The following is an 18,366-nucleotide window of genomic DNA, read 5'->3' on the forward strand; positions in this document are numbered from 1 at the left end:
ATAGGGAAAAAATATATGTGCCGCTACAAAGGTGGGAGAAAGCAGTGCGCCTGTCAAGGGATAACAGGGTTGCTTCGTCGACCGCTCACTCCGTTCGCATGCTCCTCGCAATGACGATTGAAGCAAAAAAGATGGGGAGGAGACGGGGAGGCGGGGATGTATGCCGCGCAAATGGTGATACCCAATTTTTAAGCCAATCTCTCTTTGGAACGTTGCGTCAGGTCCTGCTTCGAAGCCCCTAGTGACGAACTTCTCCCACATCCCGCGTTATCCGTGCCCTGCTTCGAAGTGTGACCTGACGCTTTAACGGAGATGAAAAGAGCCGTCAGGTCTCGCGCTCGCGTGATTGAGATGAGAGGTCCAGTTTGAGAAGTCCGGCGAGCGCTAGGACCTGACGGAACGTTTCAACGCAGACCTTTTCCAAAATACCCTATCCTTCTTTGCGCGGCAGAGCTCCTGCTCTGCCCGAAACATTTTACCGAGCTGATGGTGATGTCTGCTGCGCAAATAGACCAATTCAGTGCAGACGATGAAGATATCAAGAAAAATGCTTATGCAATCGCTAATGCCCGTGGTGCGGGCTTGACAATAGTGATGGAGCAGTTAATTTAATCGTCGAAATCTGTTTGAATGGGCGACTATTATCACGCCGGGCAGAAACCCAAAGGAGCGATTGCGTGAAGGGTCCGGCAGCTCTACTGGTGAAACTGATCGATCAAAATCCCCTCATCAGCTTTTTCGTGCTAACGTACGTTTTTACCTGGTCATTGCTCCCCCTGGCGGCGACCTCCATTCCCGCAAGTCTGGTCGCGCTCTGTGGTCCGGCATTTGCGGCGATGGTGGTCGCAGCATGCGAGAAGCAAAGGGAGAGGCGCGAATTCTACGCTCGCGTGACCGACTGGCGCATCCCCCCGGGTTGGTACCTGCTGGCGCTGCTTCTTCCACTGCCAATCACTGTTTTCCGAAGTTATCTGGAGCAATTACTTGGGGCGCAGGGTGAGATGGTCATTCAACCGATCTCAGTGCTCGGGTTGATTGTATTCGTTTTAGTGGCGGGGGAGGAGATTGGCTGGCGAGGATTTGCGTTGCCCCGACTCATCCCTCGCTTTGGGAACTTTGGCGCCAGCGTGATCTTGGGAGTGATCTGGGCGTTCAGGCATCTTCCGCTTTTCTATATGCCAAGTATGCCGCAGTTTGGCGGCCCCTTCCTGCCGTATATTGCTTACACCGTATCGCTCTCGCTCATCTTGACTTTTCTCTCCCTGGGGAGTCGCGGGAGTGTGGTGATAGCGACTCTTTTTCACGGGGCTGTCAACACGATCGGTCTGACCAACGGTGCCGCAAGTCACGAAATGCGGGGTTACAGCAATGCGCTGAGTTATGGTCTGGCAGCGGTACTTATTTTCGCGGTGATCTGGTATCGTCAGAAACGAAATCAATCGATGCCGCTACAAAGTTGAGAATGAGGAGAGATGGAGTATAGACTTCGAATGCTTATCGCCGGTGGCGCCATGCTGTTTCCGGCGCTCCATACGCTGACCGATGTCATCGAGTGGGCGCAGGGCGGGTTCTCCACATCACAGCTCTGGCTCAATTATGTCGCCTTCCTGCCACTTCCTGCGCTGATAATTGGATTGTACGCGGTGCAACATCCACGCATCTCTTTGATTGGTCTGATTGGCGCGCTTCTGTATGGATTTGCCTTTATCTACTTTTCGTATTCCACGCTCAGTGCACTGGCAAACAATGCAGCCACCTACGAAGAACTCTGGGCAAACCTGAGCTGGGTCTACACCTTCCATGGCGGACTGATGATAGCCGGGGGGCTGCTGTTCGGTTATGCCACCATGCGCGCAGGTGTACTGCCGACGTGGGCCACCGGGTTGTTCCTGCTGGGCTTAACGATAAATCTAACTGTTGCATTGCTTCCGGTTCCCGATCTGTTTCAGACTATCGGCAGCGGGATACGAAATGCCGGGCTTGTGTGCATGGGGTGGGCGGTGGCGCGAGTCGGGCAAACGGGGAGACGATTGTAGTTTAAGAAGTGGGGACAGGACGGGCAGACGGGGACGTCTGCCGCTCATGGCACAGGGGGTGGCAGGATTGCTCCGAGCCCTTCGGGCCGGGGATCCTGCCCTACATTGACAACGTTGATGACAATCCACCTAATCTCACATTTCATAGTTTAACATTAACCTTTCTCCCTCTCCGATTGTTATAATAATCAGGCAGGGGAGAGTGAGGTTACTATGAAACGGGCAGCAGCATTGAAATCGGGGGAGCGGCAGGCGCTGGAGACATATACCGTCTTAGTACGGGGGACTGAATCAGCGACCTCGCGCATTCACAAATATCTTGATGAGCTGGGGCTGACGATCAGTCAGTTCGGCGTGCTCGAGGCGCTCTATCATCTCGGGCCACTTTGCCAGAAGGATCTGGCTGCCAAAATACTCAAGACCTCCGGCAATCTCACAATGGTGATCGACAATCTGGAGAAGTCGGCGTTGGTGCGTCGGGTGAAGGATGAAAAAGATGGCCGCGTCTGGAATATCTCGCTGACCGATGCCGGGAAGAAGCTGATCGCGCGGATATTCCCGAAGCATGCATCGATAGTCGAAAAAGAGATGGCGGTGCTATCGCAGGCGGAGCAGAAGACGTTAGCGAAGTTGTGTAAGAAGCTGGGGCTGGGGAGATAGACGAAGCACCCAAATCGGGTTGTGGGTCAATGTGATGCAGTCCCCTCACCCGCCTCTTCGAGGCACCCTCTCCCAGAGGGAGAGGGGAATCGATCTAAAGTCGTGCGAACTCACAAACAATCATCAATCCATAAATAAGTATTGCCTCCAGCGATGGTCGGAGACACCGATATAGCGCTGGATGAAATGTATATGGGTCGGACGAGTCGGGCGTTTCAGCAGAGTCATGCCGGCCTGTTCCGGTGACCTATCTCCCTTCCGGTTGTTGCATTTCACACAGGCACAAACCAGATTTTCCCAGGAATCGGCCCCCTTGTGCATTTTCGGGATGATATGGTCGACGGTCATCGGCCCCTTGGTGATGCCGCAGTACTGGCAACGGTGGCTGTCGCGCGTGAGGATATTTTTGCGCGTCAGCATGATCCGTTTGTAGGGGACCTTTTTGTAGGACCAGAGGCGGACGATCGAAGGGAGCGGCCAGGCGGAATTAACCGAACGTAGCTTGAGGCCATCCGCGGTCTCGATCATTTCAGCTTTGCCCTGGAAAAGGAGAATGATGGCGCGACGGGCGGAACAGATGGATAATGGCTCGTAGTTCTGATTTAACATCAGAACATTTCGACTGACTAGCGGACTTTCCATACCTTCTTGCACTCACACAGTGGCAGCCGGTCTGGTTTCTCGGTCGGAAGTCCCGACCATTGGCCGGACGCCGTTAGCTACATTGTCGGGTAATAACGTCAATTCATGAGCGATTGTCAATAGGAAAGTGGAGTGGCGTGTGGGGTAAGTGATAATAGGGGAAGGGGTTAGGGTAGTGCTTGAGCGGCAGACGTCCTCGTCTGCCCTGAGTGTGGAGAGGAGTGAGGGTCGGGCAGACCGGGAGGTCTGCCGCGCAATGGGGTCGGGCTTCGCTCGAAAACCGGGGGCTTGCTGAATAGTAACGTAGGCGTATATTGTCCATATCTGTCCAGGCAATGCATGACCAGTGAGGGATGAATGGCAGAACCGAAAACCAGACCGACCAAAGCGAGTGTGACCAAGTTCATCCACGCAATCGCCGATGAACAGCGCCGAGCCGACTGCAAAAAGATATCGGCAATGATGAAGCGGATCACCGGGGAGAAGCCGGTGATGTGGGGAGAGTATATCGTTGGATTCGGTTCGGTGAATCTAACCTACGCCAATGGCAGTGTGCTGGATTGGCCGATAATCGGGTTCTCGCCGCGCAAACAAGCCCTGACGCTGTATGTCATCACCGGGAAAGAGAAACCGGAACTGATGAAGCGATTGGGGAAGCACTCAACCGGAAAGGTCTGTCTTTATATCAAGCGGCTGGCGGATGTTGATTTTAGCGCGCTTGAGGAATTGGTGACTCAGACAGTGGCGATCAATCGGAAGCGTTATTCAGAAGCGAAGAAGCAACTCACAAAATAGGATCACGCACAATGGCAGAGCTGAAAACCAAAGAGACCAAAGCGAGCGTGGCGGAGTTCATCGACAAGGTGGAGGATCCGGTCCGTCGCAAAGAGTGCAAACAGATCATCGCGCTGATGAAAAAACATACCAAGGCGCAACCGAAGATGTGGGGGCCGAGCATTGTCGGGTTTGGGAATATCAAGCTGAAGTATGCCTCGGGAAGGGAGCTGGAGTGGTTGATAATCGGGTTTTCGCCGCGCAAGGCGGCGTTGACGCTTTATGTGCTGACGCAGCGCGAGTCACCCGAGATGATGAAGAAGCTGGGGAAGCACAAGACGGGGAAGGGGTGTTTGTATATCAAGAGTCTTGAAGATATCGATATGAAGGTGCTGGATCAGTTGATCGGGCAGAATGTGAAGGCGATCAAGGCGTACGCGGCGGGGAAGTAGGGGCGGCTTGAATGTAGGGGATTGCTTCGTCGCTACGCTCCTCGCAATGACGATCTAAGCCAATAAAAAACCCGCCGAATGGCGGGTTTCAGATCTCCCCCACGGGTCTCCCCCGGTGGAACCTCACGAAGAAAACTTAGTTATCGTCGCGGACTGCGGCGTACTGCTCGTTCAGTTCTTCCTCGATACCGTATTTCTTGATCTTATCGAACAGTGTCGTGTAATCGATCTTCAATATCTGCGCGCATTTCCGTTTGTTGCCGCGGACCTGCTTGAGGATGCGCAGGATAGTTGATTTCTCTGCGCGCGCCTGAGCCATCGCGCCGATCTCCTTTAATCCGGCGCCATCGCGCAACTGAACCTCGTCGGTTCGCTGGAGGCGGATAGCCAGATGTTCCGGCGTGATCTTTTTTCCTTCGGCCAGGATCACCGCGCGTTCCATGGTATTTTCTAGCTCGCGGACATTGCCGGGCCAGTGGTAGCGCTCGATAAGGGAGAGGGCCTCGCGGGTCATCGATTTGAGCGGCTTTTTCAGTTCGCGGCAATATTTGTCGATGAAAAAGTCGGCCAGCGCGGAGACATCATCGCGACGATCCCGCAGCGGCGGAATATTGAGCGGGAAGACCGAGAGGCGATAATAGAGATCTTCGCGGAATCGCTTCTGCGTGATCAGTTCCTGCAGTTCCATGTTGGTGGCGGCAATGACGCGGACATCAACATCGACAGTCTTGGTGCCGCCGAGGCGCTCGAAGTTTTTCAGTTGCAGGACGCGGAGCAGTTTCGCCTGCAACGAGATCTCCATGTCGCCGATCTCATCGAGGAAAACGGTGCCGCCATTGGCGATCTCGAATTTTCCCATCTTGCGGGCATGGGCGCCGGTAAAGGCTCCTTTTTCCGAGCCGAACAATTCGTTTTCGAGTAGTTCGTGCGGGATCGCGGCGCAGTTGATGGCGATATAGGGGCCATTCTTGCGATTGGAGAGCGAATGGATGGCGCGAGCGAAGAGTTCTTTGCCGGTGCCGGATTCGCCTTGCAATAAAACGGAAGCATCGGACTTGGCGACTTTCTGCACCAGGACCGAAAGTTCTTTCATCGATTCGTTTTTGCCAATGATATTGTCGAGGCCATGGCCGGAGAGCAGCTCTTCGCGGAGCAGTGTATTTTCCGCGACCATGCGTCGATTCTCCAGCGCCCGATTGACCAGGACACAGAGATGTTCGGTGTCGAACGGTTTGGTGATAAAATCGTAAGCGCCGCGCTTCATAGCGTTGACGGCATCCTCGATCGTGCCATAGGCGGTCATAACGATGACGGAAGTCTCTTCGTCGATCTCCTTGACCCCGCTGAGCACTTCGAGGCCATCGATCGTCGGCATCTTGAGATCGGTCAGGACCAGGTCGTATGACTTGTTCCTGACGAGATCAAGCGCCTTTTTGCCATCCTCAGCAGCATCGACCCGATAACCTTCTTCGGTGAGGGTTTGGGTCAGCATGTTGCGCATCGAATCTTTATCGTCTACTACTAATATAGTAGGCATCAGTTACTCCTCGTCCGGTTCCTCAAACTCCACTTCAGTCGTTCCCCCGAAAGGGGGATTTACCCCATATATCGGCGAAATCCGACACCAGTCGAGTGCAACGGTGAGGAAATTGTCAGATAAACTGAAAAAGAATGGAATGAAGGAGTTAGCGGGTGATGGCGAAGGTCTTCTTGGCGGACCGTCCGCAGTAATTTGCGCGCAAACTGTAGACGCCGGGCGATACGCCGCGTTCGTCGAAACTGACCTTGTAATGTCCCTCGCCGAGGCGTTTGGAGAAGAGATGGCTGATCCGTCGGTCTTTGGAGTCGAGCAATTCGATCGTGGTATTGCAGGCTGTTTCGATATGAAACGTAACGGAGGGTGTATTGCCGGGAGTGTAGTCGATATTTTTCTCGACCGCGACGGAATCAAGGCGCGAGGAGCGGATGAGGGTGAAGTTTTTTCCGGATTCGAGGATCTGCGGGTCGACCCAGACGGTCTGCCATTTGCCGGCGCCGCCGGAAGGAGCGCGAGGAGCCTCAGTGACGCCCTCGTCGTACGGGCGACAACCCGCGAAAAGTGCGATCATCAGCGAAGCGAATGCCAGCAGTGTCCGGTAGTTCATATAGCAGGTATGCAAAGAAAGAGTGGGGATGTCAACAATAGAAGTTTGACAGCGGCAGACGGGAAGGTTTGCCGCTCAATGGTTGGAGTAGGTTGTTCATCAGTTTTGAGATTATACGCAGTTCAGTTCGAAAAGTCGGAACATGGTTGACGATTGACGGGTAGAATGCGTGTGATGTGATTGCGGGGAGGGAATGAGTAGATAATATTTGAGCGAAATAGAGGGGGGAGGGGCCAAAATTTCATTGAGGAAAAGCGGCAGACGAGGACGTCTGCCGCTCAATTACTGGTTCGTGTTTGGACAAACTTGCGCGGCAGAGCTCCTGCTCTGCCCGACCCTTTCGCACTTTCTGTTGTAGAGCAGACGGGGACGTCTGCCGCTCAAACGGTGCAGGGCAGACGGGGACGTCTGCCGCTCAAGTTACAGAATTAGTTTCTACGCCAGGTCGAAGAGGAGGAACTCTGCGGTATCACTGGCGGTGATAGTAAGCAGAGATTCTTCGCTCACCGCGGCGGCATCGCCGGCCTGCAATACAACATCGTTCAATGTCAGACTTCCCGATATCAGTTGCAGCCATCCGAAGCGGCCCGGCGCCAGCGTATGTGTGACGGTCTGGCCGGACTCCAGAATTGATGCATACATCGTAGCATCCTGGTGCATTTTCATTGCTCCGTCGGTCGGCGAGCCGGAGACGATCTCGCGAAGTTGATTCCGCTTGTCGTCATCGGAAAAATGCTTTTGCTCGTAGCTCGGCTCAATATCCTTGGTCTCAGGAAACAGCCAGATCTGCAGGAGCTTCACCGGCGTTTTCGGCGAGTGGTTGAACTCGCTGTGGGTGATACCGCTGCCGGCAGACATCCGCTGAACATCGCCGCGCTCGATCACCGAACCATTCCCCATCGAGTCGCCATGTTCCAGCGAGCCGGAGAGGACATACGTAATGATCTCCATGTTGTCATGGTCATGTTCCGGGAAGCCACCGCCGCCGGCGACTTTGTCCTCGTTGATGACCCGCAGGGTGCGGAAGTGCATGTGGCGCGGGTCGTAATAGCCGGAGAACGAAAAGCTGTATTTGGTGTCGAGCCATCCGTAGTTGGCGTGCCCGCGATCTTCGGATTTGCGAATCGTGATCATGGTCTACCTCGTTTGGGTTACTGTTTTCTGAGAGGTAGAACAGTTTAATGTTAAAGTAGTTCCCGGGGACCCTCACCCGCCCCTTCGGGGCACCCTCTCCCGGGGGGAGAGGGGAATTTCCCTTCTCCCAATGGGAGAAGGTGGCGCAGAGCGCCGGATGAGGGAGAGGGAGGGGGGGATTGACAAATTCGCCCTGGTTATCTATGTTACGCCACAAGTTGTACTAACCGTCCGCATCTATCGGGGAGTGTTCCGATGCTGTCTCGCTGGTTCCAAATCACAATCATAGTAATGCTCTGTTTGACATTTGGCTGCGGTGATGACAGTCCCACCAAACCGGTTCCGGAGGAATCGTTTGAGTTGAAAATCGCGGTGGTTGATTCGAGTGGGGCGCCGGTGGAGGGCCTTTTGGTAAGTACCTGGACGGATACGGTGGTCCTTAATCCCGAGTCGTCCAGTGCCGCCGCTCCGTTACAAATGGACGACACGCACCTGTACGGCGATGTGGACTGTGATGGAGGGGCCTTCACGTCCTGGGACACAGACAACATGATGTACTACATGGCAAGAATGCCCAGCACTCTAACTGATGAGCAATTGGACTGCATAGAGCGATCTGGAGATGTGGTGCCAGCGACTAAAGGTATTACGGTAGCCGATTTTGAATATGTGTTTCTACGGTTCAATTATCCAGGTATTCCTGACGGTCGTACGTTAAGATATGGTGAGGTGGACTACCTCTACGATGAATCTACCGGCGTCATTTCATTCCCGTATCCATTCGAGGTGTGGGCACTTCTCCTTACATACGAGAAACCGGGCTTCGGTTGGCCGCAGATCGTCTACAGGGGACACAATAGAGACATTGACATAACCTACGGCTACGATTCAAGCTTTTACTATGCGCTCGTATGGAGCAACAGCGGATTTGAAGGGGACGTGGTACAGGGTTACGGCACGCTTCACTCGATTGATGCGGCGGGTCATTTTGGACAGCCATTGCGTTTGACGCGGGTGGCTCATCACTTTAGCATCAACGCCTGGGACACTGATTTGTCCGACAGTGTAGTTGTTTATAGGCTGTTCAACGAGATCCTCGGTCAGCCCAAATCAGAATATTCGACCTGATCGGCCAGCAAGTATTTGATACGGTCCTCTACATCGGACCAAATTGGCCTGTTAATTGGAGGCCGGATTCACTCTTTTCCACCGTGTACCGCTTCGAAATGGAAGTGGTCGAGGCTGAGGATTTGGTTGTGAGAGATACGTCTTTCGGAGTCTTTTGGACGGATAATCCTGAGCGGACGGTTGTGGGGCAGACAGATTTCAGTGGCGGAGTGGTAGTTAGCGATATCCGGCTTTTTCCGGGCTTGTTTGATTTACCGCCTATGTGGGTGGGAGACACAATATATCCATTCCACGGTACGCAATTTCTCTTCTCCGATTCCGTTACAATCCATGTGCGAGATACGTCGACCGGTGAGTTCAAAGAACAGAGATTTCTGCTATCGCATGGACGGAATGATGTGACGGTCGTTTGGCCTTAGTGCGAATGTCGGGTTTCGCTGTGTTCGCTGGTGGAGAATCAGGGCGGAGGTGGAGAATCCGCTCAACCCGACCTACGAGAAAACTGGATTCCCGCCTACGCGGAATGAGGCGGTGCATGGTCCACGTTTGTAGGTTGAAATCGAGCGGCTGGTCTTATCTGATGACCGCTGAGTGCAGACCTACAAGAGAACTGGATTCCCGCCTGCGCGGAATGATGCGGTGCATGGTCCACGATTGGTGGTTGAGATGAAAGAATGTCCGGACCGTCAGGTCTCGCGCTCGCGTGATTGAGAAGCAAGAGCGCGGTTGAGAAATCTGGCGAGCGCTAGGCTTGCCCTCGCGCAGGCGGGGGACCTGACGGAACGTTTGCAGGAAAATGTGCGCCAAGAGAGAACTGGATTCCCGCCTACGCGGAATGAGGCGGGGAACATCTCGTAATCCTCTGCTGTGAAGGCCGCCGCCGAATTGACCTCAGACCCCACCGTTGAAGTCCCAACCCATCCCTCTATCCGATGTTGACTTAGGGTGGTTCGCACGGTAGATTGCGGGCTATGGCTGACCAATCCACACCCAAGAAAATGACCTACGCCCAAGCGGGCGTTGATGTTAAGGCCGGCGAAGAAGCCGTCCAGCGCATCAAAAAACTGGCCAAAGCTACTTTCGGCCCCAATGTCCTCTCCGAAATCGGATCATTCGGCGGCTTCTATAAACTCCCGCTCACCGGTATCGCCGAGCCGGTACTGATCTCATCTGCCGACGGTGTCGGAACCAAGCTCAAACTCGCCTTCATGACCGGCAAACATGACACGGTCGGCGAAGATCTGGTCAATCACTGCGTCAATGATATCCTGGTACATGGCGCACGCGGATTGTTCTTTCTGGACTATATCGCGACCGGGAAACTGGATGTCACGACGGTGGCGGATATTGTCGCCGGTCTGGCGCGCGGCTGCACGAATGCCGGCATGGCGCTGATCGGTGGCGAGACCGCCGAAATGCCGGATTTCTATCAGGCGGGTGAGTATGATATCGCCGGGTTTATTGTCGGGATGGTCGACCAGAAGAAGGTGATCAACGGCTCGACGATCAAGATCGGGGATGTTTGTATCGGGCTGGCCTCAAATGGGCTGCATACGAATGGATATAGTCTGGCGCGCAAGGTGGCGTTTGATATCGCCGGGCATAAAGTCGATGACTTTGTGCCGGAACTGAAGATGACAATCGCCGAAGCATTGATGAAAGTTCATCGCTGCTACGCGCCGCTGATCTTCCCGCTGATTGAAAAGTATGATATTCACGGCATGGCGCATATCACGGGCGGAGGGTTACCGGGGAATCTGAACCGGATATTGCCGGAAGGGTGCGATGCCTCGATCACGAAGGGGAGTTGGCCGATTCTTCCGCTCTGCAGTTATCTCGGAAGAGTGGGGAATCTGGACGAAAACGATATATATTCCGCGTTTAATATGGGGATCGGGTACGTACTGGTAGTGAAGCCATCGGAAGCCGATAGTATAATGGATAGTTTAGCTCAGGCGGGTGAAACCGCGTACCGGATCGGGGAGATCGTCCCCGGCGAGAAAAAAGTCAGACTGATATAAACGATGCTGGTACTACTCTGCATACTTGACGGATTCGGACTTCGTGAATCGACCCCGGATAACGCGGTAGCGGCTGCCAACAAGCCGACCTATCAGCGACTGCTGAAGAATTGTGCGTTCACCAAAATCGACGGTTCGGGACCATCGGTAGGACTTCCAGTCGGACAGATGGGGAATAGCGAGGTAGGGCATCTCAATCTCGGCGCCGGCAGAGTGGTCTATCAGGATGTGACGCGGATCGACAAGGCGATCGAAGACGGCGACTTTTTCGATAACGAAGTTTTCGCCGCCGCTATGGAGCGGGTGGCGCAGGAAGGGAAAGCGGTCCATCTGTTCGGGTTGATCTCGGATGGGTGTGTGCATTCCTCGCTGAAACATCTGTATGCGCTGACCGAGATGGCGAAGCATAAAGGGGTGGAGCATCTTTATCTGCACGCGTTCACCGATGGGCGCGACACGCCGCCAACCTCGGGGCAGAAATATGTCAGCGAGATCCTGGCAAAATTCAAAGAGATAGGATTAGGGAAGTTCTCGACGATCGGCGGGCGATATTACGGGATGGACCGTGACCGTCGCTGGGAAAGAACCGACAAGGCGTATCGTGCGATCATGTATGGCGAGGGGCCGAAATTCCCCGACCCGATCGCCTGTCTGCAAGCCTCGTATATCAACAAAGTGACGGATGAGTTCGTCATTCCGGCGGTGATCGATCTGGGGGATACGGAGATCGGCAGAGTGCGGGAACGGGATGTGGCGATCATGTTCAATTTCCGGTCGGACCGTGCCCGTCAACTTTCGTACATGCTGTTAGGGCATGAGATCAAGGGGTATCCGCACTCGAACTCGCCGAAGATCGAATTGATCACGATGACCAATTTCGATGCCAAGATGTTCGAAGCGAAAGTGGCGTTTCACCCGATCAGACTTCGGAATATCCTCGGCGCGGTGCTGTCGAAACATGGGGTGAAGCAGTTACGGACGGCGGAGACCGAGAAGTATGCGCACGTGACGTTTTTCTTCAACGGCGGCATCGAGGATCCGTATACGGGTGAGGATCGGGATATGATCGCATCGCCGAAAGTGGCGACGTATGATCTTCAGCCGGAGATGTCGGCGGCCGAGGTGACGGACAACTGCATTCGACGGATACAGTCGGGGCAGTATGGCTTTGTGTTGGTCAATTACGCGAACTGCGATATGGTTGGGCATACCGGGTCATTCCAGGCGGCCAAGACAGCAGTGGAGGCGGTTGACCAGCAATTGGGTCGACTGCTGGAGGCGGTACGGGCGGCGAATGGAGTGGCGATCGTTACTGCCGATCACGGGAATGCCGAAATGATGATCGATCCGGCGACGGGTGGACCCTGGACGGCACACACGACGAATCTGGTGCCGTGCATTCTGTATGATCCGACCGGGCAATTGGGGAATCGGCCGGTTGGAGATGGCGGCGTGCTAATGCCGTTCGACCAGACGACACAGGGTCCGGCGATAAAACTTCGCGACGGGGGGATTTTGGCCGATGTCGCGCCAACGGTACTCGATATGATGGGGCTGCCGCAGCCAAAGGAAATGACGGGCAAGTCACTTATCATCAGAGGTTAGGACACTGACGTCGCTGTTTAGCAAACTCAAACGGTTTCTTCTTCCGCCAGAGATCGAGATTCGGAAACGCAGACTGGAGTTAATGGTCTGGGCGTTTCTGTTGTCATTGGCGTATTATCCCGGGATATTCGGTTTTCTCGCGTGGATATCGCTCGTCAGGCCATTCTGGATAATCAGTAAGCTTTCGGGGCGAGAGGCGTTTACTGCCTCGTACTTCTACAGCTTCTTCTTCGTTCTCTTTTCTCTCTACTGGATATTTCCGGTCACACTCCCCGGAACGATGGCGGCGATCACGATCGTCGCATTCTACTATACGGGCGTGTTCGTGGCGTTTTCGGCGTTGTACCGTTTCAGGCCTTGGATCGGGATAGCCGCGGCGCCGTTTTTATGGGTCGGGATGGAGTATTTCCGGACACTGGGGGAGATAGCGTTTCCGTGGTCGCAGGTTGGCTATACACAGGGGTATTACCTGTACATCCTGCAAATTGTGGCGGTGATCGGGGTGCATGGGTTGTCGCTGTTGATCCTGTTCGGAAATATGCTGGTCTGGCTGGCGTTCCGAAAGGAGTTGTCGGCGGAACGTCGTCTCACTTCGGCGTTTGGAGCGATTCTGATTGTGGTCGCTCTGCTTTTGTGGGGTTGGGCCGAGATGGAAGCGTATCCGACTGAGGGGAAGTATCCGGTGGCGGTGCTTCAGGGATCAGTCCCGCTGGATATCAAGTGGGAGTTGGAGAATCAAGGGTATAGCGCCAAGCTGTATGATTCTCTGAGTAAAACGATCACCGAGCCGGTGAAGTTAGTGGTATGGCCGGAGAGCGCGGTCCCCTGTTATGTGGCCTCGAACAGATGGTGCCGCGGGATGGTATCCTCCACCGCAAAAGAGACCGGCACCTATCATCTGGTTGGAGCGTTGGGTTCGGGTACGGTCGAAACTGAGATCAGATATTACAATTCCTGCTACCAGTTTAATCCCGAAGGTGGGATCGAAAAGCGGTACGACAAGGTCAAGCTGGTGCCGTTCTCCGAGCAGGTGCCGTATCAGCGGTTTTTCCCGTTCATGCGGCCGGCAGTGATATTCAAGCATCTGCAATTTCTTGAGGATATGGGGGTGGAGTGGTGGTCGGATTATCATCCGGGGGATTCGATACATTTGTTCACGCTTCCGGATGCCCAGTATGGGGTGCTGATCTGTTTTGAGTCGACTTTCCCGGAAGTGACGCGCCGGATGATATTGGATGGGGCGAACTTCATCGTGGGTATAACGAATGATACCTGGTTCGGGACCTCGATTGGTATCCATATGCATAGCCGGATGTTCATCACCCGGGCGGTGGAGAATCGGGTCTGGATGGCGCGTTCGGCCAATAGCGGGTTGTCATATGTGGTCGATCCGTACGGCCGGGTGCGGGAGAGTCTGCCGGTGAATGCGGTGGCGGCGTTGGTGGGGAAGGTGAACCTTCTGGATGAGACCAGTTTCTTCACCCGGCGGGGGGATATAGCCGGTCGAATCGCGTTCGTGACAATGCTGTCCCTATTATGTATCTTGGTCGGAGTATGGTTGCTGTCAAAATTACGACGTTCCTCGCGCTAGCGCTGATCGCACTCGGTGGTCTGGTATCGGAAGATGCTTCGGCCGCGGATCGATGGGTGACGTTGACCTCGTTCTCCGAGGTCAACCGGATGAAGCTGATCGATGATTCGGTCTACCTGGCGACCTCCGGGGGACTTCTGGTGGCGGCCGATCCGCAGTCATTTCCTCGTCTCTATACCAATCTAAACGGTCTCGGGACAACCTCCATTTATGATGTCGTGAAAGATGCGGATGACCGTCTCTGGGTGGCCGGACTGGGGAGACTGGCGATGCTCGGCGCGGATGATTCGCAATTGTATCCGTTCTATGATAATGACGGGAAGCCGTTCCAGTTGTATGCGCTGGCGGATGACGGAGAATTTCTCTGGGTCGGCACGGGCAAAGGGTTGGTGCTTTTTTCGAAGCAGAATGATGGCGGACAGATAGAAGATAGCTACACGCAATTCGGTGATCTGAACCCGGATGCGGTGGTGTATGATATCGTGCTGGATGGTGACACGATCTGGCTGGCGACCTCGAGCGGGCTGGCGGTGGCGGACAAAAGCGATCCGGTCGCGCTGAAGGCCCCCTCGAACTGGACAGTCTTCGGACCGAATGATTTCCCGGTCTTGGGGACCGGCAGTATGAGCCGTCTGGCCGCGTTTGAATCGGATATTTATGTCGGGACTGAGCGCTCGGCACTTCGATTGGATAGAGAGATCGGCGACACAACGTTCACAGAGTTGACGATCGGCCGTGATTCGGTCTTCAACGATCTCAAGGTTGAAAACGACACGCTGTTCATGTATTACAGCGGCGGGCTGGCGGTGGTGAAGGATGGCGTCAACAGCCGGATCAATTTGACCGGGCTCCCGACGCAGAATTTCAAGAGCGGTCTTAACACGGGGAGTTATCGTTGGGTTGATCTGGTGAATCGACCGATCTACCAGAACGAGGGTGGGAGTTTTGCTTCGTACGCGTTCACTGGCGCGCCGGGGAATAATGTCAGTGATGTGGCGATCAATCGTTCGGGTGAGGTGGTCTCCGCTTTGACCCAACAGCAGATCGGCCTCTACGACGGCACCAGTTGGAGTCAGCCGTTTCAGCCGGGAGCCTCGGATGGCGCGATCTCGGCGCTGGCGGATTCATCCGGCGATCTCTGGGTCGGGACATTCGGCAACGGGATGTGGCGAGTCTCGGGAGACTCGATCAAGAATTTCGATGAAAACAATTCGACTCTGCGCGGCAATAGTGACGGTGACCGGGGTCGAACGTATGTGGTGGTGGAAGGGATGGCGACGGATGGGGAGTATCTGTTTGTCGCCTGTTATCGCGCACTAAATGGACATCCAGTGGCGGTTTGCCGGATGGATCAGATAGATACGCCATCGGCGTGGGATTCGATCGGGACGCCACACGGACTGATGGATACATTTGTGACCTCGATCGCCTGCGCGCCGGGGAATATGGCGGTCGGGACGGAAGGGGATGGAATCTACTGGTGTCGTAATGGCGGGAGCGGTGACTGGTTGACCGATGACTTTGTCGACTGTGTTCATTTCACGAAAGAGAATCGGTTTCTTCGTTCGAACACGGTACGGACGGTGGAGTTTGCGCCGGATACGACACTGTATGTCGGGACGAATTTCGGGATCTCGTGGTACGATATCGGGATCGATTATTTCGTGGATATCGACCTTCCGGAGGGGATCAGTTCGGATGTGACGGATATCGATTTCGATGGACGGGGGAATATGTATGTGGCGACCAAAGACGGGGCGGCGAGACGCGATCGTACCAATGGAGTTTTTACCACCTATACGATGTTTAACTCGGGACTGGTGAGCAACGATGTTCGCTCGGTGACAGTCGACCAGGCGAGAGGGGATGTCTACTTTGGGACCTCGTCAGGGATATCGGTGCTTCTCTCGGAGATCGGTGATCCGACGGCGGTGCTGGATTCGGTATTTGCGTATCCCAATCCGTTCGTGATCGACGACGCCAATGACCGGGTGCGGTTCAATTTCACACGGCCATATGTGGTGTCGATCCACGACCTGACCGGAGCGGTGGTGCGGGATAATATCAATACCACCTCCTGGGATGGGAAAAATAACCAAGGCGAACAGGTTGCCTCGGGTGTCTATATATTCGTGCTGACCGATGTAACCGGCGTATCAACGCGCGGCAAGATCCTGCTTATCAACAACCAATGAAGATCGAACGACTGATGTCGGCGGAGCTGCCGTCCGAACAGTCGGCCCTGCTCCAGACCAGCTCACTTCTCGGTTCGCTTCCGTTCCTCAGGCTCTGGGAAACGGTAGGCGGGAGAGTTGTGGTATGGCGGATGGAGGAGAATGGGAAGATCGAAGCGATGCTTCCGGGAGTGGAGTTTCGGGGGAGACCATTCACGCGATTCCAGGCGGCGCCGGACGGATTGTATCTTCGGATGATACGTTCAGACCAGACCAAAACATCGCTGGACAGCCAGGAGCAGATGCTTGGAGCGATTTCAAAGGCCGGCTATGCGCGAGTTCATCTGACCGACTATTTCCGGGAGTTGGGGGAGATGGTGCGGATGTCGGTGACGATGCACAGTACGCATCTGATCGAGTTAACCGAGGACTGGGAGCCGCCGGATGCGAGTCTCCGTTCGGAGATACGCAAAGCAGAGCGGGAGGGAGTGACGATCGGGAGACTCGACCGATCACGCGACCTGAGTGGGTTTCTGGCATTGATGAAGTCGACCGAAAAACGACATGGGAGAGGGCAGAAATACTCGGACGAGTTTTTTAATGGACTGGCCGGGCTGGCGGAAATTGATGATCGGGTGCGCTGGTATTATCTGTCGCATGACGGGAAGCCGGTGGTTTCGCAGATCTACTTGATCGAAGGGGAGACCGCGCTCAACTGGCAGATCTATCTGGATAAAGCGTTTTCTCATCTTAAGGCGAATCAGGCGATGATGTACCATGCGGCGATGGATTTACGCAAAGTGGGTGTACGGTTTCTGAATATGGGTGCGACGCCGGACGATGCTGAGGGGGTGAAGGTCTACAAGGAGAAGTGGGGAGGCAGGACGATCGGATATCCGTGCTATGAGCGAATCAGTTTGCTGGGGAGGATCGGCTGATGGCTGAGCGGATGCGGGTGTTGCTGCTGGCGGATGTCGCCTCATTTCATACGGAGAGATATGCGGCGGAATTGCGGCGGCAAGGGTGCTTTGTGCTGATCGCATCGCTGGAGAATGGGCGGATCACGTATCATCAACTGAGAAAGCGGGGGCCATTCAGTTCGCTGCACTATGTGCTGGCCTCGACCGAAGTGAATGCGGTGATCAAACGGTTTCAGCCGGATATCATTAATCCGCACTATGTGTCGGGGTATGGGTTCACGGCGGCGTTGGCGGGAGCGAAAAAGTATGCGCCGATCGTCACGCATATCTGGGGGTCGGATATCCTGGTCGTGCCGAAGAAGTCGATCTTTCACCGTCGCAAGACGGCGTACGCCCTGGGGGATGCAGATCTGATAATCGGGGATTCGGATCATCTGGTGGCCGAAGCAGAGCGGGTGATGCCGATGAAGCGAGCGATCGTGGTGCCATGGGGGATCGAGCGAAAATATCTGTCTTTTCACAAATCTGATTATCATCGCGGGAGACCGCTTCGAATATTAGTGCCGCGGATGCATGGGCGGGTTTACAACAATCAGTTTATTGTCAAAGCGCTGGCACCGCTGGTACAGGCAGGAGAGGTGGAGTTGACGTTTCCCTCGTTCGGGCCGGATGCCGGGCTATTCAGATTACTCGCCGACAAAAGTTTCAACTCCGGAATCAAGTATTACGATCGATTGGAGCGAAGCGACCTGATGAAGCTGTTTGCCGCGCATGATGTCTATCTGTCGGCGGCCTCGACGGATTCATCGCCGGTTTCGCTGATCGAAGCGATGGGGATCGGGTTGGTGCCGGTAGCGCCGAATATCCCGGGAGTGAAAGAGTGGCTGGGAGTCGGGCATGGGTTTGTGTACGACCTGTTCAATGAGGAGATGCTTCGGGAGAAGATACGCGGGATAATTTTTTCGAAGAATGATTTTGACGAGATGCGCAGGTCGAATCTTGAGCGAATCAAAAAGACGGCGGTGTTCGAGGAGAATATCGGTCGAGTGGTCGCGGAGATGCGCGCGCTGGTGAGGAAGAAGTAG

The 18,366-nt window shown here is 54.6% G+C and carries 16 protein-coding genes; 12 read left to right on the forward strand and 4 right to left on the reverse strand.

Going from position 1 to position 18,366, the window contains the following annotated elements; genetic code table 11:
• Nucleotides 1-677 precede the first annotated feature (677 nt).
• The 3 genes from IPH75_13670 (at nucleotide 678) to IPH75_13680 (ending at nucleotide 2,696) form a co-directional block, all read left to right on the forward strand.
• Nucleotides 678-1,460 carry a CPBP family intramembrane metalloprotease gene (locus IPH75_13670; GenBank protein MBK7143117.1) on the forward strand — a complete coding sequence of 261 codons (783 nt, stop codon included), beginning with the start codon at nucleotides 678-680 and terminating at the stop codon, nucleotides 1,458-1,460.
• A 30-nt stretch (nucleotides 1,461-1,490) separates the two neighbouring features.
• Nucleotides 1,491-2,036 carry a hypothetical protein gene (locus IPH75_13675; GenBank protein MBK7143118.1) on the forward strand — a complete coding sequence of 182 codons (546 nt, stop codon included), beginning with the start codon at nucleotides 1,491-1,493 and terminating at the stop codon, nucleotides 2,034-2,036.
• A 213-nt stretch (nucleotides 2,037-2,249) separates the two neighbouring features.
• Complete coding sequence (locus tag IPH75_13680) at nucleotides 2,250-2,696, forward strand: MarR family transcriptional regulator (GenBank protein ID MBK7143119.1); 447 nt, start codon at nucleotides 2,250-2,252, stop codon at nucleotides 2,694-2,696.
• Nucleotides 2,697-2,819: 123 nt separating this feature from the next.
• Here the strand turns inward: IPH75_13680 and IPH75_13685 are convergent, their stop codons facing one another.
• Complete coding sequence (locus IPH75_13685; GenBank protein ID MBK7143120.1) at nucleotides 2,820-3,338, reverse strand: HNH endonuclease; 519 nt, start codon at nucleotides 3,336-3,338, stop codon at nucleotides 2,820-2,822.
• Between the two features lie 357 nt (nucleotides 3,339-3,695).
• Here IPH75_13685 and IPH75_13690 point away from each other — a divergent pair, with 357 nt between their 5' ends.
• The gene (locus IPH75_13690; protein ID MBK7143121.1) at nucleotides 3,696-4,133 is read left to right on the forward strand and encodes a DUF1801 domain-containing protein; all 438 of its coding nucleotides are present in this window, start codon (nucleotides 3,696-3,698) and stop codon (nucleotides 4,131-4,133) included.
• 11 nt (nucleotides 4,134-4,144) lie between these two features.
• Nucleotides 4,145-4,564 carry a DUF1801 domain-containing protein gene (locus tag IPH75_13695; GenBank protein ID MBK7143122.1) on the forward strand — a complete coding sequence of 140 codons (420 nt, stop codon included), beginning with the start codon at nucleotides 4,145-4,147 and terminating at the stop codon, nucleotides 4,562-4,564.
• A gap of 136 nt (nucleotides 4,565-4,700) precedes the next feature.
• Here IPH75_13695 and IPH75_13700 read toward each other — a convergent pair whose 3' ends face one another.
• The 3 genes from IPH75_13700 to IPH75_13710 all read right to left on the reverse strand — a co-directional run bounded on the left by IPH75_13700 (nucleotide 4,701) and on the right by IPH75_13710 (nucleotide 7,842).
• Nucleotides 4,701-6,101 (reverse strand): sigma-54-dependent Fis family transcriptional regulator, encoded by a 1,401-nt coding sequence (locus tag IPH75_13700; GenBank protein ID MBK7143123.1) that lies wholly within the window; start codon nucleotides 6,099-6,101, stop codon nucleotides 4,701-4,703.
• A 148-nt stretch (nucleotides 6,102-6,249) separates the two neighbouring features.
• A complete protein-coding gene (locus IPH75_13705) occupies nucleotides 6,250-6,708 on the reverse strand; it encodes a hypothetical protein (protein MBK7143124.1) in 459 nt (152 codons plus the stop codon).
• 435 nt (nucleotides 6,709-7,143) lie between these two features.
• Nucleotides 7,144-7,842: a pirin family protein gene (locus IPH75_13710; GenBank protein ID MBK7143125.1), complete on the reverse strand. Its 699-nt coding sequence runs from the start codon at nucleotides 7,840-7,842 to the stop codon at nucleotides 7,144-7,146.
• Between the two features lie 255 nt (nucleotides 7,843-8,097).
• On the opposite strand from IPH75_13710, the gene IPH75_13715 reads away from it, so the two are divergent.
• From IPH75_13715 to IPH75_13745, 7 genes are all read left to right on the forward strand, one after another.
• Nucleotides 8,098-8,970 (forward strand): hypothetical protein, encoded by an 873-nt coding sequence (locus tag IPH75_13715; protein ID MBK7143126.1) that lies wholly within the window; start codon nucleotides 8,098-8,100, stop codon nucleotides 8,968-8,970.
• Nucleotides 8,971-9,941: 971 nt separating this feature from the next.
• The gene (locus IPH75_13720; GenBank protein MBK7143127.1) at nucleotides 9,942-10,991 is read left to right on the forward strand and encodes a phosphoribosylformylglycinamidine cyclo-ligase; all 1,050 of its coding nucleotides are present in this window, start codon (nucleotides 9,942-9,944) and stop codon (nucleotides 10,989-10,991) included.
• 3 nt (nucleotides 10,992-10,994) lie between these two features.
• A complete protein-coding gene (locus IPH75_13725) occupies nucleotides 10,995-12,596 on the forward strand; it encodes a 2,3-bisphosphoglycerate-independent phosphoglycerate mutase (GenBank protein ID MBK7143128.1) in 1,602 nt (533 codons plus the stop codon).
• A gap of 82 nt (nucleotides 12,597-12,678) precedes the next feature.
• Nucleotides 12,679-14,187, forward strand: a complete 1,509-nt coding sequence (gene lnt, locus IPH75_13730; GenBank protein MBK7143129.1) for an apolipoprotein N-acyltransferase — start codon at nucleotides 12,679-12,681, stop codon at nucleotides 14,185-14,187.
• Nucleotides 14,151-16,382, forward strand: a complete 2,232-nt coding sequence (locus tag IPH75_13735) for a T9SS type A sorting domain-containing protein (protein ID MBK7143130.1) — start codon at nucleotides 14,151-14,153, stop codon at nucleotides 16,380-16,382. Before lnt ends, IPH75_13735 begins: the two co-directional genes overlap by 37 nt.
• Nucleotides 16,379-17,299, forward strand: a complete 921-nt coding sequence (locus tag IPH75_13740) for a GNAT family N-acetyltransferase (GenBank protein ID MBK7143131.1) — start codon at nucleotides 16,379-16,381, stop codon at nucleotides 17,297-17,299. Before IPH75_13735 ends, IPH75_13740 begins: the two co-directional genes overlap by 4 nt.
• On the forward strand, nucleotides 17,299-18,366 hold the full coding sequence (locus IPH75_13745) for a glycosyltransferase (GenBank protein ID MBK7143132.1): 1,068 nt from the start codon (nucleotides 17,299-17,301) through the stop codon (nucleotides 18,364-18,366). Before IPH75_13740 ends, IPH75_13745 begins: the two co-directional genes overlap by 1 nt.

This window comes from bacterium (assembly GCA_016708025.1).
In the GTDB taxonomy this organism is placed as follows: Bacteria; Zixibacteria; MSB-5A5; order GN15; family FEB-12; genus FEB-12.

Bases quoted from the DNA above. Each gene is read 5' to 3' on its own strand.
- IPH75_13675 (MBK7143118.1), top strand. From the start codon at position 1,491: ATGCTTATCGCCGGTGGCGCCATGCTGTTTCCGGCGCTCCATACGCTG.
- IPH75_13680 (MBK7143119.1), top strand. From the start codon at position 2,250: ATGAAACGGGCAGCAGCATTGAAATCGGGGGAGCGGCAGGCGCTGGAG.
- IPH75_13685 (MBK7143120.1), bottom strand. From the start codon at position 3,338: ATGGAAAGTCCGCTAGTCAGTCGAAATGTTCTGATGTTAAATCAGAAC.
- IPH75_13690 (MBK7143121.1), top strand. From the start codon at position 3,696: ATGGCAGAACCGAAAACCAGACCGACCAAAGCGAGTGTGACCAAGTTC.
- IPH75_13695 (MBK7143122.1), top strand. From the start codon at position 4,145: ATGGCAGAGCTGAAAACCAAAGAGACCAAAGCGAGCGTGGCGGAGTTC.
- IPH75_13700 (MBK7143123.1), bottom strand. From the start codon at position 6,101: ATGCCTACTATATTAGTAGTAGACGATAAAGATTCGATGCGCAACATG.
- IPH75_13705 (MBK7143124.1), bottom strand. From the start codon at position 6,708: ATGAACTACCGGACACTGCTGGCATTCGCTTCGCTGATGATCGCACTT.
- IPH75_13710 (MBK7143125.1), bottom strand. From the start codon at position 7,842: ATGATCACGATTCGCAAATCCGAAGATCGCGGGCACGCCAACTACGGA.
- IPH75_13715 (MBK7143126.1), top strand. From the start codon at position 8,098: ATGCTGTCTCGCTGGTTCCAAATCACAATCATAGTAATGCTCTGTTTG.
- IPH75_13720 (MBK7143127.1), top strand. From the start codon at position 9,942: ATGGCTGACCAATCCACACCCAAGAAAATGACCTACGCCCAAGCGGGC.
- IPH75_13725 (MBK7143128.1), top strand. From the start codon at position 10,995: ATGCTGGTACTACTCTGCATACTTGACGGATTCGGACTTCGTGAATCG.
- lnt (MBK7143129.1), top strand. From the start codon at position 12,679: ATGGTCTGGGCGTTTCTGTTGTCATTGGCGTATTATCCCGGGATATTC.
- IPH75_13735 (MBK7143130.1), top strand. From the start codon at position 14,151: ATGGTTGCTGTCAAAATTACGACGTTCCTCGCGCTAGCGCTGATCGCA.
- IPH75_13740 (MBK7143131.1), top strand. From the start codon at position 16,379: ATGAAGATCGAACGACTGATGTCGGCGGAGCTGCCGTCCGAACAGTCG.
- IPH75_13745 (MBK7143132.1), top strand. From the start codon at position 17,299: ATGGCTGAGCGGATGCGGGTGTTGCTGCTGGCGGATGTCGCCTCATTT.